The 26,065-nt window shown below is 60.4% G+C and carries 21 protein-coding genes; 12 read left to right on the forward strand and 9 right to left on the reverse strand.

What is annotated here, in order from left to right; translation table 11 throughout:
• Positions 1-24: 24 nt before the first annotated feature.
• The 4 genes from FHT82_RS08410 to FHT82_RS08425 all read right to left on the reverse strand — a co-directional run bounded on the left by FHT82_RS08410 (position 25) and on the right by FHT82_RS08425 (position 2,401).
• The gene (locus FHT82_RS08410; protein ID WP_183728339.1) at positions 25-390 is read right to left on the reverse strand and encodes a VOC family protein; all 366 of its coding nucleotides are present in this window, start codon (positions 388-390) and stop codon (positions 25-27) included.
• 85 nt (positions 391-475) lie between these two features.
• Positions 476-1,177, reverse strand: coding sequence for an SDR family NAD(P)-dependent oxidoreductase (locus FHT82_RS08415; protein ID WP_183728342.1), 702 nt, complete (start codon positions 1,175-1,177; stop codon positions 476-478).
• A 78-nt stretch (positions 1,178-1,255) separates the two neighbouring features.
• Positions 1,256-1,939 carry a DNA-3-methyladenine glycosylase I gene (locus FHT82_RS08420; protein ID WP_183728345.1) on the reverse strand — a complete coding sequence of 228 codons (684 nt, stop codon included), beginning with the start codon at positions 1,937-1,939 and terminating at the stop codon, positions 1,256-1,258.
• 72 nt (positions 1,940-2,011) lie between these two features.
• Complete coding sequence (locus FHT82_RS08425) at positions 2,012-2,401, reverse strand: hypothetical protein (protein ID WP_183728348.1); 390 nt, start codon at positions 2,399-2,401, stop codon at positions 2,012-2,014.
• Between the two features lie 222 nt (positions 2,402-2,623).
• Between FHT82_RS08425 and FHT82_RS08430 the strand changes: the two genes are divergently transcribed.
• The 5 genes from FHT82_RS08430 to FHT82_RS08450 all read left to right on the forward strand — a co-directional run bounded on the left by FHT82_RS08430 (position 2,624) and on the right by FHT82_RS08450 (position 8,954).
• Positions 2,624-4,417 carry an acyl-CoA dehydrogenase C-terminal domain-containing protein gene (locus FHT82_RS08430; protein ID WP_183728351.1) on the forward strand — a complete coding sequence of 598 codons (1,794 nt, stop codon included), beginning with the start codon at positions 2,624-2,626 and terminating at the stop codon, positions 4,415-4,417.
• Between the two features lie 138 nt (positions 4,418-4,555).
• Entirely contained in the window at positions 4,556-5,764 is a 1,209-nt protein-coding gene (locus tag FHT82_RS08435; protein ID WP_183728354.1) for an acetyl-CoA C-acetyltransferase, read from the forward strand.
• A gap of 12 nt (positions 5,765-5,776) precedes the next feature.
• Positions 5,777-7,990: a 3-hydroxyacyl-CoA dehydrogenase NAD-binding domain-containing protein gene (locus FHT82_RS08440; RefSeq protein ID WP_183728357.1), complete on the forward strand. Its 2,214-nt coding sequence runs from the start codon at positions 5,777-5,779 to the stop codon at positions 7,988-7,990.
• Between the two features lie 149 nt (positions 7,991-8,139).
• Positions 8,140-8,487, forward strand: coding sequence for a metalloregulator ArsR/SmtB family transcription factor (locus FHT82_RS08445; protein WP_183728360.1), 348 nt, complete (start codon positions 8,140-8,142; stop codon positions 8,485-8,487).
• Positions 8,484-8,954, forward strand: a complete 471-nt coding sequence (locus tag FHT82_RS08450; protein WP_183728364.1) for an SRPBCC family protein — start codon at positions 8,484-8,486, stop codon at positions 8,952-8,954. Before FHT82_RS08445 ends, FHT82_RS08450 begins: the two co-directional genes overlap by 4 nt.
• A 247-nt stretch (positions 8,955-9,201) precedes the next feature.
• Here the strand turns inward: FHT82_RS08450 and FHT82_RS08455 are convergent, their stop codons facing one another.
• Positions 9,202-9,513: a metalloregulator ArsR/SmtB family transcription factor gene (locus FHT82_RS08455; RefSeq protein ID WP_183728367.1), complete on the reverse strand. Its 312-nt coding sequence runs from the start codon at positions 9,511-9,513 to the stop codon at positions 9,202-9,204.
• Positions 9,514-9,767: 254 nt separating this feature from the next.
• On the opposite strand from FHT82_RS08455, the gene FHT82_RS08460 reads away from it, so the two are divergent.
• Entirely contained in the window at positions 9,768-10,790 is a 1,023-nt protein-coding gene (locus FHT82_RS08460) for an LLM class flavin-dependent oxidoreductase (RefSeq protein ID WP_183728370.1), read from the forward strand.
• Positions 10,791-10,889: 99 nt separating this feature from the next.
• Here the strand turns inward: FHT82_RS08460 and FHT82_RS08465 are convergent, their stop codons facing one another.
• Entirely contained in the window at positions 10,890-12,098 is a 1,209-nt protein-coding gene (locus FHT82_RS08465) for an MFS transporter (protein WP_183728373.1), read from the reverse strand.
• Between the two features lie 269 nt (positions 12,099-12,367).
• Here FHT82_RS08465 and FHT82_RS08470 point away from each other — a divergent pair, with 269 nt between their 5' ends.
• Positions 12,368-12,931 (forward strand): TetR/AcrR family transcriptional regulator, encoded by a 564-nt coding sequence (locus FHT82_RS08470; RefSeq protein ID WP_183728376.1) that lies wholly within the window; start codon positions 12,368-12,370, stop codon positions 12,929-12,931.
• Between the two features lie 3 nt (positions 12,932-12,934).
• On the opposite strand, the gene FHT82_RS08475 is transcribed toward FHT82_RS08470, so the two are convergent.
• Complete coding sequence (locus tag FHT82_RS08475; RefSeq protein WP_183728379.1) at positions 12,935-16,435, reverse strand: PAS domain-containing hybrid sensor histidine kinase/response regulator; 3,501 nt, start codon at positions 16,433-16,435, stop codon at positions 12,935-12,937.
• A 218-nt stretch (positions 16,436-16,653) separates the two neighbouring features.
• Between FHT82_RS08475 and mscL the strand changes: the two genes are divergently transcribed.
• Positions 16,654-17,091, forward strand: a complete 438-nt coding sequence (gene mscL / locus FHT82_RS08480; protein WP_183728382.1) for a large conductance mechanosensitive channel protein MscL — start codon at positions 16,654-16,656, stop codon at positions 17,089-17,091.
• 121 nt (positions 17,092-17,212) lie between these two features.
• Positions 17,213-18,379, forward strand: a complete 1,167-nt coding sequence (locus FHT82_RS08485; protein WP_183728385.1) for a pyridoxal phosphate-dependent aminotransferase — start codon at positions 17,213-17,215, stop codon at positions 18,377-18,379.
• Here FHT82_RS08485 and FHT82_RS08490 read toward each other — a convergent pair.
• A complete protein-coding gene (locus FHT82_RS08490; protein ID WP_183728388.1) occupies positions 18,376-19,056 on the reverse strand; it encodes a Type 1 glutamine amidotransferase-like domain-containing protein in 681 nt (226 codons plus the stop codon). The two genes, FHT82_RS08485 and FHT82_RS08490, sit on opposite strands and share 4 nt — an antisense overlap.
• A gap of 472 nt (positions 19,057-19,528) precedes the next feature.
• Between FHT82_RS08490 and galE the strand changes: the two genes are divergently transcribed.
• The 3 genes from galE to FHT82_RS08505 all read left to right on the forward strand — a co-directional run bounded on the left by galE (position 19,529) and on the right by FHT82_RS08505 (position 23,758).
• Positions 19,529-20,563, forward strand: coding sequence for a UDP-glucose 4-epimerase GalE (gene galE / locus FHT82_RS08495; RefSeq protein WP_183728391.1), 1,035 nt, complete (start codon positions 19,529-19,531; stop codon positions 20,561-20,563).
• A 110-nt stretch (positions 20,564-20,673) separates the two neighbouring features.
• Positions 20,674-22,629, forward strand: a complete 1,956-nt coding sequence (locus FHT82_RS08500; protein ID WP_183728394.1) for an EAL domain-containing protein — start codon at positions 20,674-20,676, stop codon at positions 22,627-22,629.
• A 67-nt stretch (positions 22,630-22,696) separates the two neighbouring features.
• Positions 22,697-23,758: an enoyl-CoA hydratase/isomerase family protein gene (locus FHT82_RS08505; RefSeq protein WP_183728397.1), complete on the forward strand. Its 1,062-nt coding sequence runs from the start codon at positions 22,697-22,699 to the stop codon at positions 23,756-23,758.
• An 85-nt stretch (positions 23,759-23,843) separates the two neighbouring features.
• Here FHT82_RS08505 and FHT82_RS08510 read toward each other — a convergent pair whose 3' ends face one another.
• Positions 23,844-25,904 carry an ATP-dependent helicase gene (locus FHT82_RS08510; protein WP_183728400.1) on the reverse strand — a complete coding sequence of 687 codons (2,061 nt, stop codon included), beginning with the start codon at positions 25,902-25,904 and terminating at the stop codon, positions 23,844-23,846.
• Positions 25,905-26,065: the final 161 nt, after the last annotated feature.

Genomic DNA, 26,065 nt, shown 5'->3' on the forward strand with positions numbered 1-26,065 from the left:
GGCCTGTTCCGGGCGTCGAAACCTTCAGAGCGGCCGCTTGTACTGCAACTCGATCTTCACGCCCTCAGGCCCGTAGATGAAGACCTGTCCGAGATCGGTATCCGGAATATCGCGATACTCGTAGCGATAGCCGCCGGCTTTGATGCGAGCGAGCGCCGGTTCGAATTCGAAGAGGCTGAAGGCCACATGATTGAAGATGCCAGGTGGAAAATCACCTGCCCGCTCCGTCAGGCTCAGATGGATCACCGGCTTGTCGTCGAGATAAAGCCAATGGCCGCGCGAGGGAAAGGGTGGCCGATAGCCTTCCTTCACGCCAAGAATGTTCTCGAAAAAAGCGATCATGGCAGGCGCATCGCGTGTATCGATCGTCACATGGTCCAGACGCAGCATCGTTCCCTCCCAGGCTGTCGAAGCCGCTCTGATCCTACCGGTTTCGACGCGTTCGGGAAAGCATGCTCTATCGAGACCGGCTGAATCAGAAGTTCTCCGTCCACGGCCGCAACTCCACTTCCTGCGACCAGGCGCTTCGGTGCTGCAGCAGCACGTCGATATAGGACTGTGCGATCGCATCGGGCGAAAGCGTACCGTCGGGCTTGTCTTCCCTATCCGGCCTTGTGGCGGAGCGCACGGCACCGTCAATGATGAAATGCGCCACATGGATCCCGAGCGGCCCGAGTTCGCGGGCAGCACTTTGTGCCAAACCCCGCAGAGCGAATTTTCCCATGGCAAAGGGCGCCGATTGCGCATAGCCCTTGATGCTGGCCGTCGCCCCTGTCAGCAGGATCGCGCCGCGCCCCTGCGGGATCATGCGTTTTGCCGCCTGTTGCGTGACGAGGAAGCCGCCGAAGGCACTCGTCGCAATCGCCTGTTCCACGTCGGCAGGATCCAGATCGGCAATCGGCCCGCGCACGCGGCCGCTGGCATTATAGATCACGATATCGGGCTCGCCGATCTCGGCATCGACACGTTCGAATAGCGCCGAAACTGCCGCCGGCTGCGCGGCATCGGTCACAAAGGCCTTGGCTCCTGTTTCATCGAGCAACGGCCCGAGCTTGCCGATATTGCGTGCCGCAAGGCCGACCTTCACACCGCGTTCTGAAAGCTCGCGGGCGAGCGAACCGCTGATGCCGGAACCGGCGCCGACAATCAGCGCGCTGCGATAGGGAAACTCGGCCATGAGATCTTCTCCTTCGGATGAACCTTTCGGAGAGGTAGGCAGTCCCGGCCTTCCAAAAAACAGCCGGCCTGAAATATTTCATTCCTTGGGGGCGTCGATCGAAAGCCCGCAAATGCGCGAGAGATAGGTGAGCGGCAGTTCCGTTTCTTGAGCCCACCGGTTGAAGGTCTGCTGGATCAGCTGCTGGTCCTTCTTGCTGGTTCCGGATGCCGAAAGCGGCACGCCCGCGTCCCGCAGGCAGGCCAGAACATCTGATGTCATGATGAAGCTGTCGCGACCGATGCCGCGCAGGAAATATTGACCGGTGGCCCCGCCCAGCCGGTTGCCGCGTTTGCTGAGTGCCTCGAGCAGGCCGATATGATCCTCGCGCGGCCAGTCGGCGAAGAAGGCGCCGGCACTGCCCGCCTCATTCGCCAGCGCGCGCACGAAGGCCGCATTGGCACGTACCGACATGATCTTCGCGCCATTCTTGACGATGCGGTCATCAACAGTCAGATCATGCCAATATTCGTCGGGAGCGATGTTGAGCGCGGCGGGATCGAAGCCATCGAAGGCCTCTTCGAAGCCAGGCCATTTATTGTCGATCACCTTGTGCACGAAGCCGCTGTAGAAAATGCGCCTGGTCATCTGCGACAGTATGCGGTCGTCAGGCAGGGCGCGCAACGCCTCGTTGTCCGGCATTGCCGGCAGCATCGCTTTCAGCGCATCGGCGCCGCCTTTTCTCTGCTCGGCGCGCTGACGGATGATATCGAAATCGCTCAAGGCTCGGCTCCCGGAATAGAGGTTGCTGGCGCAAACCTATTCCGGGAACTGCCTTTTCTTCAAGATCAATGCTCAGGCGGCGACGGGTTCGCGCACGTCGTCGAGCAGGAAATGCACGACCAGATAATCGGTCCTGTAGTGGCGACCGCTGTCGCCGACCTTCTCTTCTGAGCCGCCATCGGCGGGGTGCCAGGGGTGATAGTGCGGATTGGTGGCGATCAGCGTTATCGCCTTGCCGGCATAGGGGCCTTCGGCCGGCCGGAAGCGCATTTCGGCGAGCGGCCAGATGCGCTCATAGGTTTCCATGGGAATGCGCACTCTCAGTGCCTTGCGCGGAGCCGGCGGCTCATCATGCGCAACCAACCTTTCGCCATTGACCGGCTCGACCACCACGGGTTCGATCGTCACTTCCTCCGCCGCATCGAAAATGGAATTGAACTCCGCAGGCCACATTCTTCTCATGAAATAGCTCCTCCCAAGCTGTTTCTGCAGGTCTGGATGAATGTAGCGCGCTTAGCCGGAGAAGAAAACGGGGGCAACTAGCATTCTGTTTGACGCGCCTGCTTTCATCCACTTCACAAAATTGCGCGCACCGAAAATTTGACGTTTACGCAAACGTCAATATTTTGTAAGAGAGTCTCAAGGCCGGAGCGATCCGGTTGCCGAATTGGAGGAATTCGAACCATGCCAGTCTACAAGGCCCCGGTGAACGACACGCTCTTCGTGCTGAACGACGTACTGGGTCTCGAGCGCTACAACAATCTCCCGGGTTTTGCCGATGCCACGCCTGATATGGTGGAGGCTATTCTGGGCGAGGCGGCGAAGTTGGCCGAGGAAGTTGTGTTCCCCGTGAATTATTCCGGAGATCAGGAAGGCTGTACGCGCCACGACAACGGCACGGTGTCGACGCCGAAAGGCTTCAGAGAAGCCTATCAGGCCTATCGGGAAGGTGGCTGGATCGGGCTTGCCGTGCCGGAAGAGTTCGGCGGTCAGGGCCTGCCCTATACGCTGCATACCGCGGTCGGCGAATATACGTCGGCCGCCAATATGTCGCTGATGATGTATCCGGGGCTGACGCAGGGTGCCATCGCCGCGATCGTCGTCCACGGCACCGATGAACAGAAGAATACCTATCTGCCGAAGATGGTGGATGGCACGTGGTCCGGTACCATGAACCTCACCGAGCCGCATTGCGGCACCGATCTCGGCATGCTGCGCACCAAGGCGGTGCCGCAGGGCGACGGCAGCTACAGGATTTCCGGCCAGAAGATCTTCATCTCCGCCGGCGAGCACGACCTGACCGAGAACATCGTCCACTTGGTCCTCGCTCGCATCGAAGGTGCGCCTGAGGGCACCAAGGGCATCTCGCTCTTCATCGTCCCGAAATTCCTCGTCGGCAAGGACGGTGCGCTCGGCGCCCGCAACGGCGTTTCCTGCGGCGCCATCGAACACAAGATGGGTATCCACGGCAACGCCACCTGCGTCATGAACTACGACGAGGCGACGGGCTTCCTGATCGGCGCAGAGAATCGCGGTCTCAACGCCATGTTCGTAATGATGAACGAAGCCCGTCTGATGGTCGGCCTGCAGGGCATCGCTATTTCCGAAATCGCCTATCAGAACGCCGCCAGCTACGCCCGCGATCGCATCCAGGGCCGCTCGCTGTCAGGTGTGAAGGCGCCGGACAAGAAGGCCGATCCGATCATCGTCCATCCGGATATCCGCCGCGCGCTGATGACCATCCGCGCCTTCAACGAGGCCGGCCGTGCCTTCCTGCTTTGGACCGCGCTGAAATCCGATATTGCGCATCGCGCCACCGACGAGAAGGAGCGTCAGACGGCAGATGACATTCTCGGCCTTGTCACGCCGATCCTCAAGGGCGTGATGACCGACAAGGGTTTCGATCACGCCGTCATGGCCCAGCAGGTCTTCGGCGGTCATGGCTATATCGAAGAGCATGGCATGAGCCAGTATGTGCGCGATGCCCGTATCGCCATGATCTATGAAGGGGCGAACGGCATCCAGGCGCTCGATCTCGTCGGCCGCAAGCTGGCGCTGAACGGCGGCCGCGCCGCCATGGCGCTCTTCAAGGAAATCGGCGATTTCTGCGAGGAAAACCGCAATGACGAGCAGCTGAGCTTCTTCACCAAGCACCTGAAAAAGGGCTTGAACGACGTACAGGGTGCGACCATGTGGTTCATGCAGAATGCCATGGCCAAGCCCGACAATGCCGGCGCCGGCTCGACCGATTACATGCACCTCTTCGGCCTCGTCATCATCGGCTATATGTGGGCGCGCATGGCCAAAGCCGCCAACGAACGCCTTGCCGCCGGCGATATCAGAGAGGATTATCTGAAGAACAAGCTGGTTACGGCGAAATTCTTCATGGAGCGCATCATGCCCGAAACCGCGTTGCGCAAGGCCCGCATCGAAACCGGCGCCGACACGATGATGGAACTGGCCGCCGAAGCGTTTTGATTGCGACCCCTTCTCCCCAAGGGGAGAAGGTGGCCCGAAGGGCCGGATGAGGGGGCCGCAGACGCAGGTTTCTCCGCTTCGGCCTTGCCGGAAGAACGAAATTCACCGGCGCCCATGCGCCGCCAGGGAGATGAGACAATGACCGAGGTTTTCATTTACGACCACGTCCGCACGCCCCGCGGCCGCGGCAAGAAGGATGGTTCACTCCACGAAGTGCCCTCCGTACGTCTCGCGGCAAAGACGCTGGAGGCGATCCGCGACCGCAACGGACTGAATACGGAAACGGTCGACGATATCATCATGGGCTGTGTCGATCCGGTCATGGATGCCGGTGCCGTCATCCCCAAGGCCGCTGCCTTCGAAGCCGGCTACTCGACAAAGGCGCCCGGCATGCAGATCTCCCGCTTCTGCGCCTCAGGCCTCGACGCCGTGAATTTCGGTGCCGGCAAGATTGCGCAGGGCGCCGATGACATCGTCATCGCCGGCGGCGTCGAAAGCATGTCCCGTGTCGGCCTCGGCATGTCCGGCGGCGCCTGGTTCATGGACCCTTCGGTAAATTTCCCGGCCTATTTCATGCCCCAGGGTGTCTCGGCTGACCTCATCGCCACCAAATATGGCTTCTCGCGTGACGACGTTGATGCCTATGCCGTCGAAAGCCAGAAGCGTGCAGCGAACGCCTGGGAAAAGGGCTGGTTCAAGAACTCGGTCATCCCGGTCAAGGACCAGAACGGCCTGACCATCCTTGCCCATGACGAACATATGCGACCCGGCACCGACATGCAGGCACTCGCCTCCCTCAATCCGTCCTTTCAGATGCCCGGCGAAATGGGCGGCTTCGAAGCCGTCGCCATCCAGGCCCATCCGGAAGTCGAGCGTGTCAATTATGTCCATCATGCCGGCAATTCCTCAGGCATCGTCGATGGAGCCGCTGCTGTCCTGCTCGGCTCGAAGGCCGGGGGCGCAAGCATGGGCCTGAAGCCGCGCGCCCGCATCAAGGCCTTCGCCAATATCGGCTCCGACCCGGCCCTGATGCTGACCGGCCCCGTTGACGTCACGGAAAAGCTCCTGAAGCGCACGGGGATGACGCTTGCCGATATCGACCTTTTCGAGCTGAACGAGGCTTTCGCCGCCGTCGTCCTGCGCTACATGCAGGCTTTCGATATCGATCACGACCGGATCAACGCCAATGGCGGCGCGATCGCCATGGGCCACCCGCTCGGTGCCACCGGCGCCATGATCCTCGGCACTGTGCTGGACGAGCTGGAGCGCCGTGATCTGAACACCGCGCTGGTCACCCTCTGCATCGGCGCCGGCATGGGCACGGCAACCGTCATCGAACGCGTCTAAGGGAGAGAGACGATGAGCTACACCAACTTCACCGTCGAGACCGATGCGGATGGTATTGCCCTGGTCACCTGGGACATGCCCGGCAAGTCGATGAACGTCTTCACCGAAGAGGTGATGAACGAACTCGATGCGATCATCGATGCCACTGTCGCCGACAGCGCCGTCAAAGGCGTCGTCATCACCTCGGGCAAGTCCTCCTTTTCCGGCGGCGCTGATCTGTCGATGATCAAATCCATGTTCACCCTCTACCAGCAGGAGAAGTCGGCAAATCCGGAGGGGGCCGCGCAAAAACTCTTCGATCTCGTCGGCCGCATGACCGGCCTTTTCCGCAAGCTCGAAACCTGCGGAAAGCCCTGGGTCTCGGCCATCAACGGCACCTGCATGGGCGGCGCGCTGGAAATGTCGCTCGCCTGCCACGGCCGCGTCGCCTCCAATGCCAAGAGCGTCAAGATCGCTCTTCCGGAAGTCAAGGTCGGCATCTTTCCCGGTGCCGGTGGCACGCAGCGCATCTCGCGCCTGACGGATGCCCAGTCCGCTTTGCAGATGATGACGACAGGCCAGTCGCTGAACGCTTCGCGCGCCAAGGCGATGAATCTAGTCCATCAGGTGGTCGAGCCGGATCAACTGATCCCGGTTGCCAAACAGATGATCAAGGATGGACTGAAGCCTGTCGCCCCCTGGGACGAAAAGGGCTTCAAGGTTCCCGGCGGCGGCATCTGGACGCCTGCTGCCGCCCAGCTCTGGCCGGCGGCTCCAGCGATCCTGCGGCGTGAAACATCAGGCAATTATCCGGGCGCGCTCGCCATCCTGAAATGCGTCTATGAAGGCCTGCAGGTGCCCTTCGATACGGCGCTCAAGATCGAGCAGCGCTATTTCACGCAGGTGCTGCAGACCACCGAAGCCTTCTCGATGATCCGCTCGCTCTTCATCTCCATGCAGGAACTCAACAAGGGCGCCCGTCGCCCGGCAGGTGTGCCGAAGACGGAGCTGAAAAAGGTTGGCGTCGTCGGCGCCGGCTTCATGGGCGCATCGATCGCCTATGTCACGGCCGCTGCCGGTTTCGAGGTTGTGCTGATCGACCGCGATATGGAGGCTGCCACCAAGGGGAGGGGCGTTGGGGAAGGTCTCGTCAAGGATTCCATCGGTAAGGGGCGTCTTACGCAAGATGAGGGTACCGCGCTGCTTTCCCGCATCATACCGTCGGCGGACTACACCGATCTTGGCAATGCCGATCTCGTTATTGAAGCGGTCTTCGAAGACCGCGCCGTCAAGAAAGCGGTCATCGAACAGGTCGAGGCCGTCATCCCGGAAACCACCATCTTTGCCTCCAACACTTCGACCCTGCCGATCACGGGCCTTGCCGAAAATTCCAAGCGCCCGGAGCAGTTTATCGGCGTGCATTTCTTCTCGCCGGTTGAAAAGATGATGCTGACCGAGGTCATCCTTGGCAAAAACACCGGCGACCGGGCGCTCGCTGTGGCGCTGGATTATGTCGCCGCCATCAAGAAAACCCCGATCGTTGTCAACGATGTCAGGGGCTTCTTCGTCAACCGCTGCGTCTTCCGTTACATCCACGAAGCCTATGACATGCTGATCGAAGGCGTGCCGGCGACGATGATTGAGAATGCTGCCAAGATGGCCGGCATGCCGGTCGGCCCGCTGTCGCTGAATGACGAAGTGGCAATCGATCTATCGCAGAAGATCCTCAAGGCCACGGTCGCAGATCTCGGACCCAAAGCGGTTGACGAGCGCCACCTTGCCCTCATCAACAAGCTGGTCGACGAACTCGATCGCCGCGGCCGCAAGAACGGCAAGGGCTTCTACGAATACCCGGCCAAGCCCGCCAAGAAGTTCCTCTGGCCTGAGCTGAAAACGCTCTATCCACAGAAGCCGGCCGACGAGATCGACGTCAACACCCTGAAGCAGCGCTTCCTGGTGACGATCGCGCTCGAAGCGGCCCGCACCATGGAAGAAGGCATCGTCACCGATCCGCGTGAGGCCGACGTCGGCTCCATCCTCGGCTTCGGCTTTGCGCCCTATACCGGCGGTGCGCTGAGCTATATCGACGGCATGGGCGTCAAGGCCTTCGTCGAACTGGCGGAACAGCTGGCCTCCGCCTATGGCGATCACTTCAGGCCGACACCGCTGCTGAAGGACATGGCCGCCGAGGCCGAAACCTTCTACGGCCGTTTCGATCCCTATCCGGCGGCCGACAAGGCTGCATAAGCAACGAGGCGGCAAGGCTCGCTGTAGCCTTAGCCGCCCTCCCGTTCTCGTTAAATCCAGCCCCTGTGTGCGATGGGGGTGCCTCACGCCAGCGGCAGCGCAAAACACTTAGCTCTTGCGCTAACTATCTCGTCGTGATACTTAGCCTTATGGATTACTATTCACATCAACTCGACAGCATCTTTCTAGCGCTCGCCGACCCCACGCGCCGCGCCGTCATCGGCCGTCTCGGCACTGGCCCGGCCAGCATCAGCGACCTCGCAAAGCCCTTCGACATGGCCTTGCCGTCCTTCATGAAGCACATCCGCCTACTTGAAGAAACAGGCCTCATCGAAACGAAAAAGCAGGGCCGCGTGCGCACCTGCACGCTGGAGAAGCCGCGTTTCGCCATGGTCGAAGGCTGGCTTTCTGCTCAGCGCGCCATCTGGGAAGCCCGCACGGACAGGCTCGAAGCTTTCGTCACGGCCACGCAATCGAAGGAGGAGAAACCTCAATGAACATCAATGTGAATCCCGATCTCGATCTCACCATTTCGCGCATCATCAAGGCCCCGCCATCCGCCGTATGGAGCGCCTGGACCGACCCGGCAAAATTCGAAAGATGGTGGATACCCGCACCGGCGCTTTGCCGCGTCGCCACCATGGAAGTCAAACCCGGCGGCGCCCTCGTAACCGAGATGAGCGAAGACGGCCGCCCCTTCCAGCCGCATCTCAGCGCCTGCTACCTGGATGTTCGGGACGGCCGCCGCATCGTTTTCACCAACGCGCTTCTCGGCGGCTGGCGCCCTGCGCCGACTCCCTTCATGACTGCCATCATCACCTTCGCCGACCACCCGGAAGGTACCGATTACAACGCCCTCGTCATGCACAAGGACAAGGAGACTCGCGCCACGCATGAGGAATTGGGCTTCTATGACGGCTGGGGCACGGTTGCCGAGCAACTGGCGAAGTTCGTGGAAGCATAGCAGGAAAAGCAGGCGCCAGCCGCAGGATGGGCAAAGACAATGCCGGTGGTGGCAAGGACGAGAGAGGCCGCAAAGCCCGATACAATTGTCATGCTCGATTCCTCCCCCTTAAGATCGACAGGCGGGGAATCGGAAATCACCATTTCCGTAACATGTTCACACGACAGGCAAGGTGTAGGCGGGTAATGTGATCTACGCAGATTAGCACGAAGGCTTATAGGATCACTGAAAATTCCGCCCAAAGTCGTTAAACGGCGAGGCGAAAATCTTCCGCCTGACCTTCGTCAAACATCTGGCGCAGCATCTCCAGGATCACATGGACCTTGTCGGATTTGACCGAGTAGTAGATCGTCTGCGCATCACGCCGCGTCTTGACGAGGTCCTTGCTGCGGAGCTTGGCAAGGTGCTGGGAGAGGGCGGATTGGCTGATGCCGATTATATCGGCAAGATTGTTGACCGTGACCTCGCGCTCCGCCAGGGTCTGCAGCATCCTGAGCCGATGGGCATTCGCCATGACCAGCAACAGCTCGGCCTTCTTTTCAAAGCTATCCGTATTCATGATTTCTGCCCTCACGATTTAGAGAATGTAATTTCATATGACTAATAAAGAATTATCTTGATAGTGGGATAAATGACAAATTGTCATCTCTTGATTTTGGCGGCTCCCTGGATTGACCACAGGGACATTCGGGGTGTGAGTTTCATTTGATCCAGCCGGATAGGGCTCACAAATCGCGCGCGCAACGCCTATATGACCATCCGGAATCATGCCAAGAAGCGTGGTGGCAAATTACAAGTTTAAGCGATGGAATCATGAAGAAGATCGGTTTTCTCTCTTTCGGGCATTGGACGCCCTCGCCGCAATCTCAGACGCGCTCGGCAGGTGATACGCTGCTGCAGTCGATCGACCTCGCCGTCGCCGCCGAGGAATTGGGCGCGGATGGCGCCTATTTCCGCGTTCACCACTTCGCCCGCCAGCTTGCCTCGCCATATCCGCTGCTTGCGGCTGTCGGCGCAAGGACGAGCCGCATAGAGATCGGCACGGCTGTTATCGATATGCGCTACGAAAACCCGCTCTACATGGCGGAGGATGCCGGCGCGGCCGATCTGATTTCGCGCGGGCGCCTGCAGCTCGGCATCAGCCGAGGCTCGCCCGAGCAGGTCATCGATGGCTGGCGCTATTTCGGCTACAATCCGCCGGATGGACAGAGCGATGCCGATATGGGCCGCCGCCATGCCGAGGTCTTCCTGGAAGTGCTGCGGGGCGAAGGCTTTGCCGAGCCCAATCCGCGGCCGATGTTCCCCAATCCGCCCGGCCTGTTACGCCTCGAGCCGCATTCCGAAGGCTTACGTGACCGCATCTGGTGGGGTGCGGGCTCGAACGCAACGGCGGTCTGGGCTGCCAAGCTCGGCATGAATCTCCAGAGCTCCACCCTGAAGGACGATGAGACGGGCGAAGCCTTCCATATCCAGCAGGCCAAGCAGATCCGTGCCTATCGCGAGGCCTGGAAGGACGCCGGCCATGCCCGCGAACCGCGCGTTTCCGTCAGCCGAAGCATCTTCGCGCTGGTGAACGATCGCGACCGCTCCTATTTCGGCTACGGCAATGAAGGGCAGGACAAGATCGGCTTCATCGACGACAATACCAGGGCGATCTTTGGCCGCTCCTATGCCGCCGAGCCTGATGCTCTCATCGAGGAGCTGAAGAAGGACGAGGCGATTGCCGAGGCCGACACGCTGCTGCTCACCGTGCCCAACCAGCTCGGCGTGGAATATAATGCCCACGTCATCGAATCGATCCTGAAATATGTCGCCCCGGCGCTTGGCTGGCGCTGATGACACCGCGCGACGGCGTCATGCCGCCGCCGTTTCTCTACAGCATCGGCCCGAAAATCGGAATCGATTTTCGGAAGCCTGATGCGTAGACTCAAAGAGTTAGAGCGTCCTTTGTGCGTCCGAATGGACGCACGGCGCTCTAGTGTTCCGTACCGCCATCAGCCCGGCAAGGCTGATGAGGACGATGGCTGTGGCGTAGATATCCGTCGTTGCTCCATAGCCGATCGACCTGACGAGGAAGCCGGCAAGGATCGCCGGCAGGCTGAAGGCGAGATAGCTCTGGATGTAGAAGGCTGACAACAGGCCGGCCCGCTCTTCCGGCTTGGCTAGCGGCATGATCGTCCCGATAGAGCCGAGAAAGTTTGTGCCGAAGCCGGCACCGGTCAAAAGCGTGCCGATCAGCAACAGCGGCACGTTGGCGAGATGCACACCCGCCACGACTGTCAGAATGCCGAGCGTCTGTGCGCTCACGCCGAAGGCGAGATTGGCCTTCGGGCTGCGGCTGCGACGCAGGAACACGGAGACAGCGCCTGACAGCATCAGTGCAGCAACGACCGCCCCGCCCGTCAGTGGTGCATGGCTGCCTGTGGTGGAGGCGACCAGGGAAGGTACGAGCGACAGGTAAAAACCACCGAGCGTCCAGTTGGCAATATTGATCGGCGTCACCAGCGACAGCGGCCGCTTCACCGGTTGCGGAATGGAAATGGCCGGCTTCAACGATCCGAAGACGCCAGGCCGCGTGCCGCCCGTCTCCCGCGTCAGCCACAGCGCAACGGCTTGCACCGCAAAGGCGGCAAGCAGCAAGGCATAGACGAGATGCAGCGGCTCCGGTCCGTATTGGATCAGCGCGCTGGTGCCGATCGCTCCGATCGCCATGCCGGAAAGCGGCGCGATCGAATTGACGATCTGCCCTCTGGCCCGGTCGATATCGACAAGAGCAGCGCCGAGGGAGGCGCCGGCGATACCGGTGGCGATACCCTGCACGATGCGTGCGGCGATCAGCCATTCCGGACCGCTGGCGATGGAAAACAGCGCCATGGCAATGATTTCGAGGATCAGTGCGCCGAAGATCACCGGTCGCCGCCCGAGATGATCGGAGATCGAGCCGGCAATCAGCAATGCTCCAAGCAGCGCGAAAGCGTATACTGCAAAGATGACGGTGATGAGGATGGGGGAAACGGCAAAGCTTTCCTGGTAGATGCGATAGAGCGGCGTCGGGGCCGCCGACGCGCCGAAGAAGACGGCAAGCGTCAGAGCGTGGAAGCCCATGGGCGACGAATTCTTGATGGATTCGGGAGCGGCGACCATATATAAGCTCCTTAAAGCTAAGTCGTTGCGTTAGCTCTATCTAGGCAAGGCAAAGGATAAAAGCAAATAATTTGCGTTAATGGATATATGAAAGTTTCTGAACTGTCGGTGCTAGGGCAATTCCAGCAAAAGTGTGTAGCGGTTTTGCGTCCGGAATTGCGTGAAAGCAAAGAGAGCATGTCGCGCAACGACAGGCGTAAAAAACCTGGAGCGTGCTAGGCGAATCTGAAAGATCGCAGCAGGCTTTAGGGGAGAAGGTTGGGTTCGAAATGGCAGTGAAAGAGAATATCCGTCCCGGTGGCAGAAGTGCGCGTGTCCAGGCTTCGGTGCATGCGGCAGTCCGCGAACTCCTGGCGGAAATGAGCCGAGCGGAGATCACTGTTCCGCTGATTGCGACACGCGCAGGCGTGACCCCGTCCACCATCTACCGCCGCTGGGGTGACCTGCAGGAATTGCTTGCCGATGTCGCCGTCGAGCGTCTGCGCCCGGACATGGAGCCGGTCGATACCGGCAATGGCGCCGGTGATCTGGAAGCCTGGGCCGAGCAATATGCGGAGGAAATGTCCTCCGGCCCCGGCCGTGAATATGTCCGGGACGTGCTCTCCGCCCAGACAGGCGACAACGCCAATAAATGCTGCAACTTCACCCGCCAGCAGATCGAGACGATTGCCGGTCGAGCGAAGGAGAGGGGTGAGACTTTTCCCGATGTCGATGCGGTGATGGATCGCGTAGTCGCCCCCATCATGTACCGCATCCTGTTCGGCGATGTTCCGACCGCCACCCGTGTGCAGGAGCTTGTCGGCCACGTCTTCGGCCGGCGTAAGGCCGCCTGATCTTCACTCGGCGGCGGTGCGCTTCAAGCCGGAAATCTGCGTGATGTAGGCGCGCAATGCGGCCGGGCGCACCGGCTTGTGCTGTACCGCGATGCCGTGCTTTTCCGCCTCGGCCCGCACTTCCGGTGTCCGGTCGGCGGTAACGAGCAGGGCTGGAATATCGATGCCGAAATGCTGCCGCAGGTGCCGGATCGCTTCGACCCCGGTTCCGTCAGCGAGATGGTAATCGGCAATGACGAGATCCGGCGGCTGCCGCATCGAAAGCATCCGGACAGCGGAAAGCGAATCCACCGCCTGCGTTTCACAGCCCCATCCGTCGATCAGCAGCCGCATGCCTTCGAGGATCTTCGGTTCGTTGTCGATGCAGAGGATGCGCAGATCCTGCAGCGGCTGCGCCGTCCGGTCGATGGGAAGCATGGCTGCAGTGGTTTCTGCGCTCTTTGAGATATCGAGCGGAATGAGGATTCGGAATTCCGTACCCTTGCCATGCGTCGAATAAAGCTCGACCTTATGGCTGAGCACGCGGGCGATGCGGTCGACGATGGAGAGCCCGAGCCCCAGGCCCGATGCGGTCTTGGCGCCCTCATCCAGCCGCGCGAATTCCTTGAACACCGTCCGGAATTTAGAGGGCGGAATGCCGATGCCGGAATCCATCACCTGGATCACCACTTGATTGCCACGTCGCCTTACCCCGACCAGCACCTTGCCGCTGACAGTATATTTGATGGCGTTGGAGACGAGGTTCTGCACCAGTCGCCGCAGCAGGTTCGGGTCGGAGCGCACGCGCAGGGACGTCGGCATCACTTTGAGCTTCAGCTTCTTCTCGCGGGCGATTGGCGCAAAGTCGGTCTCGATGCGTTCCAGCAGGTCGGACAGCGGCACGGATGCCAGCCGCGGCCGCATGGCGCCGGTATCGAGGCGGGAAATATCGAGCACGGCGCCGAGAATGCTCTCAACCGATTCCAGCGCAGAATCGATATTGCGCACGATCGGGCTGTTTTCCGATTGCGCCATGCGTTCGACGAGTGCGGAGGAGTAGAGCCGGGCCGCATTGAGTGGCTGCAGAATATCGTGGCCGGCGGCGGCAAAGAAGCGGGTCTTGCCTATATTGGCCTCCTCGGCCGCTGCACGCGCCTCAGCGAGCTCCTTGTTGACGCGGGTCAGTTCCGCCGTGCGCTCGACAACACGCTGCTCCAGCGTTTCGTTGGCCTGTTTCAGTGCCCGGTCGGCGGCCACACGCTGGGTGATGTCGGTGAAGGTCGCGACGATACCCTTGTCCGGCATGGCATTGGAACGCACTTCGATGATGCGCTCGCCGCCTCCGAGCACCAGCGGGAAGGGCTTGTCGAGCGTCAGGAAGTGCCGCACGGCCTGTGACTGGTCGCCGGGTGTGATATCGCCGCGTTGGCTCAGGATATTGACAATCTCCGAGAGCGGAAAGCCGACCTGGCCGGCATTTTCCGGGAGGTCCAGCAATTGCCGGAAACGCCGGTTCCAGATCGTCAGCCGGTTGGAACTGTCGAAGACGGCGATGCCCTGGTCCATCTGCGAAAGCGCGGTCTGCAGCATGTCCTGATTGTACTGCAGCGCTTCGCTCGCCTGATCGAGCAGCCATGCCGTGTCGGACGAGGCATCCTCGATCTTCTGCAGGATCAGGGACAGCACCAGCCGCGCCGAGGAGGAGCCGATGGCGCTGCCGAGAAGCTGCTCGGTGAAATGGATGAGCGCCATATCGGCCGGCTGGTCGTCCTCCAGTTTGCGCCCGGACGTCTGCTCGTAGGTCGCAAGCGAGCGCTCCATGCGCTCTTCGCCGAGATAGCGGGCGATCGCCGTCTTGAGATCGCCGACGCTGATGCGGGTCTTCCAGCCGCGCGTGGCAAATTGCGAGCGCGAATGCCGCTTGACGAAAATGCCGGCCTGGATGCGTTCCAGTGGCTTGGCGTTGCGTGTCAGCGAGCCGACGATGAAGGCGGCGGTGTTGACGAGCAGGCTCATCGCCGTCGCATTGACAAGCGGATCGGTATCCGGGCCGGTAAAGAGCGTCGCGCCGGGAAAGATGAAGCCGAGGAAGGTGCTTGCCACATAGGAATAATCCGGGCCTCCGAGGGACGGCAGGAACAGCAGATAGACCCAGATGATGAAGCCGGACGATAGGCCGAGGACGGCGCCGCGGGCATTCGCCCGCCGCCAGATCATGCCGCCGAAGAGGGCGGGTGCAATCTGCGCGATGGCGGCAAAGGAGAGCAGGCCGATCGAGGCGAGCCCTGCCGTGCTGTCCGTCGAGCGATAATAGGCATAGCCCAGCAGCAGCACGGCGAAGATGGCGCTGCGACGGATATTGAGCAGGCTCTTTGCGAAGTCGTCACGCTGGCTCGCAAGCCTCGCGAATTTCCGGCGCAGGAAGAACGGCATGACGATGTCGTTCGACACCATGATGGAAAGCGCCACGGAATCGACGATCACCATGGCGGTCGCCGCCGAAAAGCCGCCGATGAAGGTGATAAGCGAGACTACAGGCATTTGCCCTGCAAGTGGCAGGGTAAGAACATAAAGATCGGCATTGCCGTTGCCGCCGAAGATGAGCAGTCCGCCGATGGCGACCGGCAGCACGAAGAGATTGATGGCGATCAGATAAAGCGGAAAGAGAATACCCGCGAGCCGGAGCTGCTTTGCCGTGCGGTTTTCGACGACCGTGACATGGAACTGGCGCGGCAGCATGATAATGGCGAAAGCCGAGAGCAGCGTCAGCGTGATCCATCGGCTGAGCGGGGTCTGATAGTCGAGTGCGGCCGTGACCAGGGTGTTCTCCGATCCCTTCTGCCACAGGTCGCTTGGCCCGTCGAACAGGAACCAGATGACGCAGACGCCTGCCGTCAGGAAGGCAACGAGCTTCACCATCGATTCCATCGATACCGCGAGGATGAGCCCGTCCTGATGTTCGGTCGCATCGGTGTGGCGGGTGCCGAACATGATGGCGAAGCAGGCAAGCACCAGCGTGACGATCAGCGGAAGGTCGAGGAAATAGAGGTTGCCACTGCCGATGCCATAGTCGGACGGATTGACCATGGCCGTGACCGTCGCTGAAATGGATTTCAGCTGCAGCGCGATATAAGGAATGGTGCCGATCAGGCAGATCAGCGCCACGATCGTGGCAACCGTGGAGTTCTTACCATAGCGGGCGGCAATGAAATCGGCGACGGATGTCAGTTTCTCGGCCTTGGCGAGTTCGATGATGCGCTTCAAAAGCGGCATGCCGAGTGTGAAGACGAGGATCGGCCCGATATAGATGCCGGCAAATTCCAACCCGTGATGGGCAGCTAAGCCGACGCCGCCGAAATAGGTCCAGGACGTGCAGTAGATCGCCAGACTGAGCGCATAGACCGCCGGTCGGCCGCCTTCCGGCACACCGAATTTCCGGCTTCGGCGGTCGCCGTAGCTAGCTACTGCGAAAAGCAGCAGAAGATAACCCAAGGCAAACGCAAATATGACCCAGCCTGGAAGCATTGACCCTCCGCCGGCGGACAATCCGCCGTCCTCCGGAACACATTGGAGATTAGGGCAATTCAGCAAGTTTGAAAATTCCCAGGGTCTTCGTCTTAAGTTCTACGTCGAAGGGACAGTCTCCGAATATTTCCAATTGCCGATTGATTAATTGAGATGAAGGTGTAGCTAATGAAAACAACGGCATGTCTTTGAAAATGCATCGAGGGGAGACGCATCTGATGCTCAATGAGTTCAAAGCTTTCATCGCCCGCGGCAATGTCATGGATCTTGCAGTCGGCGTCATCATCGGCGGCGCCTTCGGGGGCATCGTCAAATCTCTGGTCGACGATATCATCATGCCGATCGTCGGCGCGATCTTCGGCGGTTTCGACTTCTCCAACTACTTCATTCCGCTGTCATCCAAGGTCACTGAGACGAGCCTTGCCGGCGCCCGCGCTCAGGGCGCCGTTTTCGCCTATGGCAGCTTCATCACCGTCCTCATCAATTTCCTGATCCTCGCGTGGATCATCTTCCTGATGATCAAGGCTGTGAATATTCTGCGCGAGCAGGTCGAGCGCAAGGAAAAGCAAGCGCCGGCAGAGGTTCCGCCGCCGCCGGCGGATGTCGCGCTGCTGACGGAAATCCGCGACCTTCTCGCCAAACGCCCCGCCGTCTGATCCGGTCCCGAGCCCGTCCCCCGGGCCGGGCTCAATCATCACGAAAATCGATATGTCATCACGCATTGTCATGGGATTTGCGCCTGCAAATCCGCTATGAAGGCGTGAACTGGAGATATGCATGTCGATTGTAAGCAGCCTCAGCCCGCGCGCCATCGCAGCGCCAGAAAGCGGGATCGTAGAAGTCGTCAACTATGCCCGCGGCCGTGAAGGCCTTCTGCCGCTCTGGGTCGGCGAGGGTGATCTTCCTACCCCCGATTTCATCAATCAGGCCGCCATGCAGGCGCTCGCCGCCGGCGAGACCTTCTACACTTGGCAGCGCGGCACCCCCGAGTTGCGCCAGGCGCTGTCGGATTATTATTTCAGGCATTTTGGCATCCGCCTTCCGGTCGAGCATTTTTATGTGACCGGTTCGGGCATGCAGGCGATCCAGATTGCCGTTCAGGCAATCACCTCGCCCGGCGATGAATTTGTCTATCTCACCCCGGCTTGGCCGAACATTGCCGCTGCACTCGAAATCGCCGGCGCCCGCTCGGTTGGCGTCGAACTGCAGTTCGAAGGCGGTACTTGGACTGTCGACCTCAACCGCATCGAAGCGGCGATCACGCCGAAGACCCGCGGTCTCTTCATCAACACGCCGTCGAACCCGACCGGCTGGACCGCGACGAAGAAGGATCTGGCCGACATCCTGGCACTGGCCCGCAAGCATGATCTCTGGATCATGGCCGATGAGATCTATGCCCGTTATTTCTACGCTGGTGGCCGGGCGCCCTCTTTCCTCGATGTGATGGAACCGGGCGACAAGGTGATGTTCGTCAACTCCTTCTCCAAGAACTGGTCGATGACCGGCTGGCGCGTCGGCTGGATCGTTGCTCCGCCGGAAACCGGGCAGGTGCTGGAAAACCTGATCCAATATTCCACTTCGGGCGTTGCTCAATTCATGCAGAAGGGCGCTGTCGCAGCGCTCAACGAAGGTGATGCCTTCGTGCAGTCGAACATCGATAAGGCAACGCGCTCCCGCGATATCCTCTGCGATGCGCTGATTGCCACCAACCGCGTCCAGACGCTGAAGCCGGACGGTGCGCTATACGCCTTCCTGAAGATCGACGGCGTCACCGACAGCCGCAAGGCCGCGATCGACATCGTCGACAAGACCGGTGTCGGCCTTGCTCCCGGCACGGCCTTCGGACCCGGCGGCGAGCTTTTCCTGCGCGCCTGCTTCCTGCGCGATCCAGCGCAAGTGACAGTCGCGGCCGAGCGGCTCTGCGATTACATCCTGAAGCTTTAGGCGGAGCGGCGCATCGCTTCCGGCAGCACCGGAAGCAGCGTCACATTCCGCCCCTCGACAATGATGACTTCGCCGTCTCGAAGCGGCTGGAAGGGCATACTCGCTTCCTCAAGGAAGCCGACGGTCTTTTCGGCTGCTTCGGCCTCATCATGGTCAGAGCGATAATGCGGAACGATGGAGAAATCGACAAGGCCAAGCCCATCCCAAAGAATGCCCTCGTCATAGCCCGGCACGAGTTGGCGTGGGTCATCCATGATGTCGATGCCGTCAAGTGAGGGCGTCGCCACGACCGCCCCGGCGCTGAAGCCGCCATAGACGAGCGCATCCTTGCGCAGCAATTCCCCGATGATGCGATCAAAGCCGCTCTGGCGCATGGCTCGCCGCAGAAGAAATGCATTGCCGCCGACGGCCCAGACGAAGTCGATGCCGGCGAGTGCTTCTTTCAGCGCGTGCGGTTGTCCGAAATAGTCTCGCAGATCCAGCTCTTCCGCCCCGATCCCCCAATCGGCAAGTTCTTCTTTGGGGTCGTAGATATTGGTCTCATAGGCGCGACGCGCCTCGGCCGGAATGAAGTCCAGCGCATTCTGGATGACGGCGGCGCGTCGCCCGCCGTTGAGAAGTTTCTTGAGCCGGAAAGCGCTGGCACCGAGCCGGTAGGATGACAGATAGAGCCTCATTGTTGCTGCTCCCGGTTTTGAAGGGGCAGGTCACGAACCGGCATTGAGAGAAGATCTTGTGCCACGAGAAGTCCTTTGTATGGGGCGGACATCGGGGCAGAAATAAAAACCCCGCGCGTGTCCGGCGGGGTTGGATCGGGTGAAGTGAACAGTTTCAGGTCACAAGCCGACGCCCCCACCGCAAAGGGTGGTCGTCATGCCCATCGTCATAGCCTGAAACGCGTAGTTGTTCATACACCTACCTTGACTTGCCGTGGACGCCTTGTCAACGCGCTCGGAAAGGGGTGGCAAAAGACGTTTTTGTCCCGAAACCGGCTGTTCGATAAAATTGTAGAAATACCTGAAATCCGCCTCTAACCACATCTCCAAACATACCGGCCGCAAAGGCTTTCCGAGGCCGTTTGATAACAAAATCGGAAAGGAAAAAGCCGTTCTGATGCTCCCGAAAAAACATAAAACAGGGAATGCAGACATGGCGGTTCTGGTGACGGGTGGGGCTGGGTATATCGGCAGCCACATGGTTTGGACGCTGCTAGATGCCGGGGAAGATGTGGTCGTACTCGACCGGCTCTCCACCGGCTTTCGCTGGGCCGTGGCGCCGGCGGCGCGCTTCTATCTCGGCGATGTCGCCGACCCGGACGTTCTGAAGAAGATCTTCATCGAGAACGATATCGAGGCGATCATCCATTTCGCCGGCTCCGCCGTCGTTCCTGTGTCGGTTACCGATCCGCTCTCCTATTACGACAATAACTCGGGCAAAACACGCGTGCTGCTGAGCGCCGCCATCAAGGCCGGCATCCGCAACTTCGTCTTCTCCTCGACCGCTGCCGTCTACGGCCAGCAGAAGAGCTCCGCTCCGGTGAAGGAAACGGCGCCGCTCAACCCGGAAAATCCTTACGGTCAGTCCAAGCTGATGACCGAAATGATGCTGCGCGATGCCGCCGCCGCCTACGATTTCGATTATGTGGCGCTGCGCTATTTCAACGTTGCCGGCGCCGATCCGCATCTGCGCACCGGCCAGTCGACCTCCGGCGCAACCCATCTCATCAAGGTCGCCTGCGAGGCCGCCCTCGGAAAGCGCGACAGCATCGCCGTCTACGGCTTCGATTACCCGACCCATGACGGCACCGGTGTGCGCGACTACATCCATGTCAGCGATTTGACGGCGGCGCATTTGAAAGCGCTCCAGCATCTGCGCCAGGGTAGGGGGCCACTGGTCGCCAATTGCGGTTATGGCAGCGGCTATTCCGTGCTCGATGTCTTGAACATGGTCACCCGCCTGAACGGCCACTCCTTCAAGATCAATATGGCACCGCGTCGGCCGGGCGACGCGGCAAGCGTCGTCGCCGATGCGACGCTTGCCCGCCGCGTGCTGGACTGGACGCCGAAACACGACTCGCTGGAAACCATCGTCCGCAGCTCGCTCGATTGGGAACTCTTCCTGATGAACAAGAGCGTCGACGATCTGCACAGCATTCATCGTGCGCTGGCTGCGGCCTCCTTCTGAACTTGCAACCGAGCATTTACCATCCTCGCGCAGATGCGAGGGCCTGACGTTACGTGAATAAGGAATAATCAAGCTTTCTCTGGCTCGCTTCAGCCAAGGGAAAAGGGATCATGAAGAACTTCATAGCATCATTGCGGCTGCAAAAAGATAATCCGAAGTTTCTGGTGGCGCAGTTCAAAGCTTTGTCATCACAGATTCCGATTTTGTACGTTCTTCTTGTCATCAATGCCCTGGCCGTGGCCATTACGCACATCAAGTCGGCGCCTCTTTGGCTTTCGCTCTACATTCCCGTCGGTCTCAGCATCGTCTGCGTCTTCCGCCTCTGCTGGTGGGAGATAACAGGCAAGGAAAATGTCACGCCGGAGCGTGCGCTGCGGCTGATGAAGGTGACGCTGGTCGGCGCCGTTATCCTCACGATCGGCTTCGGCGGCTGGGCTGTTGCGCTCTATCAATATGGCGACGCCTCGCAGCAGGGCCAGATCGCTTATTTCCTCGTCGTAACCGGCATTTCCTGCGTCTTCTGCCTGATGCACCTGCCGCTCGCAGCGGCAATCACCACGGTCATCACGTTCACAGCGATGATCGTGACCTTCCTTTTTTCCGGCAACCCGGTTTTCGTCGCAACGGCAGTCAGCGGCCTTTTCCTCGTTCTGCCCTTCCTGCGCGTCATCAACAGCTATTTCCAGAATTTCGCCCATCTGGTCTGGCTTGCCGAGGAACTCAAGCAGAAGCAGGCGGAAGCCGAGGAGCTGAACCTCGTCAATAGCCGCAATGCCATGCAGGACCAACTGACCGGTCTTGCCAACCGCCGCAGCTTCTTCCTCTCGCTTGAAAAGATGCTACAGAAGAATCCGGCCTCGCCGCCCGTCATCGGCATCCTCGATCTCGACGGCTTCAAGCCGGTCAACGATGTCTTCGGCCACGCGGCCGGCGACCTCGTGTTGAAGGAGACGGCGCACCGCTTCGTCTCGCTGGTCGGCGATCAGGGTATCGTCTCACGCCTCGGCGGCGATGAATTCGGCATCATTTTCCCGTCGGATATGACGTTGAGGGGCGTCTCCGACCTCGGTCTGGCGCTATGTGCCGCCGTGCGTGATCCCTATGAAATTCCTGACGGTTCAGTGCGCGTCTCCGGCTCCTGCGGCATCGTTTATCCTGATGCGGGCGAATACAGCGCCGAAGATCTCTACGAAAAGGCGGACTTCGCGCTCTATCAGGTCAAGAGCAAGCGCACTGGTGGTGTCGAACTCTTCTCGCCGGAGCACGAAAAAATCCTGACGCAGCGCTATCTGATCGAGCTGGAGTTGCAGGCGGAGAATTTTGCCAAGGAGTTGAAGCTCGAATATCAGCCGATCGTCGAACTGCGCGACGGACGTGTCGTGGGTTTTGAGGCGCTTGCGCGTTGGGACAGCGCGCGCTTCGGCCGTATCAGCCCGGATGCCTTCATCCCGGCTGCCGAGCGCACCGCCGTGATCGGCCGCGTGACGCGTATTCTCTTCGGCCAGGCGCTCGACGCCCTGAAGATCATGCCGTCGCATCTGCGCGTTTCCTTCAACCTCTCGGCCCGCGATATCTGCGACCACGAAACATCGATGGCCCTGCTCGCCATGATCACGCGCTCCGGCGTCGATCCCAAACGCATCGAATTCGAGATCACAGAGACGGCGCTGCTGTCGGACTTCGACACCGCCGATCAGGTGATCGGCGTGTTGCGCGCTGCCGGCATCTCGATTGCGCTTGACGATTTCGGTACGGGTTACTCCAGCTTGAGCCACATCCACCGCCTGGCCTTCGACAAACTGAAGATCGACAAGGCCTTCGTGATGAATTTCGATCGCGATGCGCGCTGCATGAACATCACCCGCTCCGTCGCCAATCTCTGCCAGAACCTTGGCATTGCCTCGGTGGCCGAAGGGGTCGAAAGTGAGGACGTGGCAGAGTCGCTGAAAGGCATCGGCGTGCGCCTGGCGCAAGGCTATTATTTCTCTCGGCCGTTGCCGCTGGAGTTGGCAATCGACTACGCGGTCAGGCGCGATGTCAGCGTTTCGCAGTCTCTCTCGGCCTGATTGATCAGCCAGCCACTGGAACCTCGGCCCAACCCCGTTTATTCCTAGGGCAGGAGTGAGGTGGACCATGGACAACAGCAATCAGAGCGAAGTCATAGTTGAACGACGTGGTACGGCGGGTCTTGTCCGGCTGAATCGCCCAAAGGCGCTGAACAGCCTGACCATCCCGATGGTGCGCGCAATTGCCGCTGCACTTGACGATTTCGCCGGCGACCAATCTGTGGCGAGCGTCGTCGTGATGGGCGAGGGCGAGCGCGGCTTCTGCGCCGGCGGCGATATCCGTGCCATTCACCTGAGCGGGCGTGCCGGCGACGGCTTGGCTGAAACCTTCTGGCGCGAGGAATTTCGCCTCAATCACCGTATCGCCAATTATCCGAAGCCCTATGTGGCGTTGATGGACGGCATCACCATGGGCGGCGGTGTCGGGCTTTCCAGCCACGGTCGCCACCGTATCGTCACCGAACGCACCCGCCTTGCCATGCCGGAAACCGGCATCGGTTATTTCCCTGATGTCGGCGCCACGTGGCTGCTGCCGCACATGCCAGGCGAAAGCGGCACATGGATGGCTCTGACGGGGCTGGATATCAATGCCGCCGATGCGATCCATGCCGGACTTGCCGATTTCTATATGCCCTTCTCGCGTCTCGAAGAGGCAGTCCAGCGTCTCTCGGATCTGCCTGTGGGAAGCTCGTCAGACGATGTCGACGCGGCGCTGCGCAATCTGTCGGATCAACCGGGCGAAGGCAGACTGCAGGCCAATGCGGCGATGATCGACCGCGCCTTCCACTTCAACAGCGTTGAGGCGATCGTTGCGGCGCTCGCGAGGGAAGAAGGTGAATTTGCCGCCGAAACCCGCCGCGTCATTCTCAACCGCTCACCGACAAGCCTGAAGCTTGCGCTCCGTTTGCTGCGTGCCGGACGCCAGAGCCGTACACTTGCCGAATGCCTCGCCCGTGAGCTTGGCGCCTGCATGCAAATCCTGCATGGCCACGATTTCTACGAGGGCGTACGCGCGGCCGTGGTCGACAAGGACCGCAACCCGAAATGGTCACCGCCGACGATCGCCTTGGTCAACGACGAGATGATCGCCCGGTTTTTCGAACCACCCAAGCCGCCGCTCGCGCTTTAGCGCCATCTGGTCAGGAGAGGCCCTATCTCTTTGTTTTTACGCAATTCCGGACGCAAAACCGCTGCGCACTTTTGCTGGAATTGCTCTAACGCCACATGCCGCGCATGCGCGCGCCGACATCGATGCGCACCTGCCGCGCTTGCTGGGCTGCTGCCGTATCGGCCTTCACCTGCGGCCAGCCGCAGACCTCGAAGAATTGCAGCAGCGTGGCGGGAATGAAGCGGCTGCGCGACGCATAGACATGCCGGTCGCCCTGCGAATTCTGCCCATAGGTGAAGAAACGCTGCGGCACCACGAGATCGAGGCTATCCTTGGCGCGTGTCATCGCCACATAGAGCAGCCGTCGCTCCTCCTCTATTTCGGCCGTCGTGCCGACCGCAAGATCGGAGGGAATACAGCCGTCGATGACGTTCAGCATGAAGACCTTGGTCCATTCCTGTCCCTTGGCCGAATGGATGGTCGAAAGGATGAGATAATCTTCATCGAGCAGCGGCACACCCGCCTGATCCGAGGTGGCGTCGGGCGGATCGAGCGTCAGTTCCGTCAGGAAGCGTTCGCGGGAGGCGTAGCCGCCGGCGATCTGCTCGAGCTGTATGAGATCGGCAAGCCGGGCGCTTGCATCCTCATGCAGCCTTTCCAGATGCGGCTCATACCATTTCCGCACCAGTTCGATCTCGGCAGGCCAGCCGGCCTTGCCGGTTTTCAGTTCCTGCATGGTGGAAACGAACGAAGTCCAGTCATCGCCCGAGCGTGGCGGCGCAGGCATGGCGGCAAGCGCCGTCACCGGGCTCGCGTCTTCGGCCATATGGTCCAGCACCTTTTGTGCCGTGGAAGGGCCAATACCCGGCAAGATCTGCATCAGCCGGAAACCTGCCACCCGGTCGCGCGGATTCTGGGCAAAGCGCAATGCCGCCAGCATGTCTTTCACATGCGCACTGTCGAGAAACTTCAGTCCGCCGAATTTCACGAAGGGAATGTTGCGGCGGGTTAGCTCCACTTCCAGCGGGCCGCTGTGATGCGAGGCGCGGAAGAGCACGGCCTGGCTTTTCAGCTTCACGCCCTCTTCGCGATTGTCGAGAACCTTATCGGCCACATAGCGGGCTTGATCATTCTCGTCGCGCACCGTGACCAACCTCGGCCGCTCCGGCGACTCCCGCTCCGTCCAGAGGTTTTTGGTAAAACGCTCCGAAGCAAGGTCGATCACCGCATTGGCGGCGGCAAGGATCGGCTGCGTCGAGCGATAGTTGCGGTCGAGCGTGACGATGTTGGCGGCCGGGCTGAAGGAGGCCGGAAAATCGAGAATGTTGCGCACCGTCGCGGCTCGGAAGGAATAGATCGACTGTGCATCGTCGCCAACGACGGTCAATCCGTGCCCGGTGGGCTTGAGGGCAAGCAGGATCGAAGATTGAAGCCTGTTGGTGTCCTGATATTCGTCGACGAGCACATGATCGAAGCGGCTGCCGATATCCTCGGCGATCATCGGCTCGGCCACCATCTGCGCCCAGTAGAGCAGCAGGTCGTCGTAATCGAGCACATTCTGGCTCTGTTTCGACTCGACATAACAGGCAAAAAGCTCGCGAAGCTGCTTTTCCCAGGTGGTGCACCAGGGAAAGGCGTCGCGCAGCACCAGCGGCAGTTCCGTTTCGGAATTCACCGCACGCGAATAGATCGCCAGACAGGTACCCTTCGTCGGAAACCGGCTTTCGGTCTTGGAGAAGCCGAGATCGTGGCGCACGAGGTTCATCAGGTCGGCGCTGTCTTCCCGGTCATGGATGGAGAAGGCCGGGTCGATGCCGATCTGTTCGGCATAATCACGCAGCAGTCGCGCGCCGATACCATGAAACGTGCCGCTCCAGGCAAGCGCATCCGCCATGATGCCGGAATTCTTGCCGAGAACCTCGCCGCAGATGCGTTCGACGCGCCGGCCCATTTCGGCAGCTGCCCGGCGCGAAAAGGTCATCAGCAGGATACGGCGCGGATCGGCACCCTTGAGGATGAGATGGGCAACGCGATGGGCAAGCGTATTCGTCTTGCCGGAACCGGCACCAGCAATGATCAGCATCGGCCCGGCCACATGGCTGCCGTCTGTGAGTGTGCCGTGCTCCACGGCCATGCGCTGCTGGGGATTGAGTCTTTCGAGATACATCCAGCCGTCCGGTTGGGCTTCGCGGGAGAATCAGCGCCTGCGAATAAAATCAGATGTTCCTTGGATGTTCTCGATTGGCGTCGCTGTCAAGCAGGTGCGGACTGCCATGCACTGCAGCATCGGCGCGCAAATCGACCGATTTTCGGAAAGCCTGATGCGCC

The organism is Rhizobium sp. BK275, assembly GCF_014193555.1.
Lineage (GTDB): Bacteria > Pseudomonadota > Alphaproteobacteria > Rhizobiales > Rhizobiaceae > Rhizobium.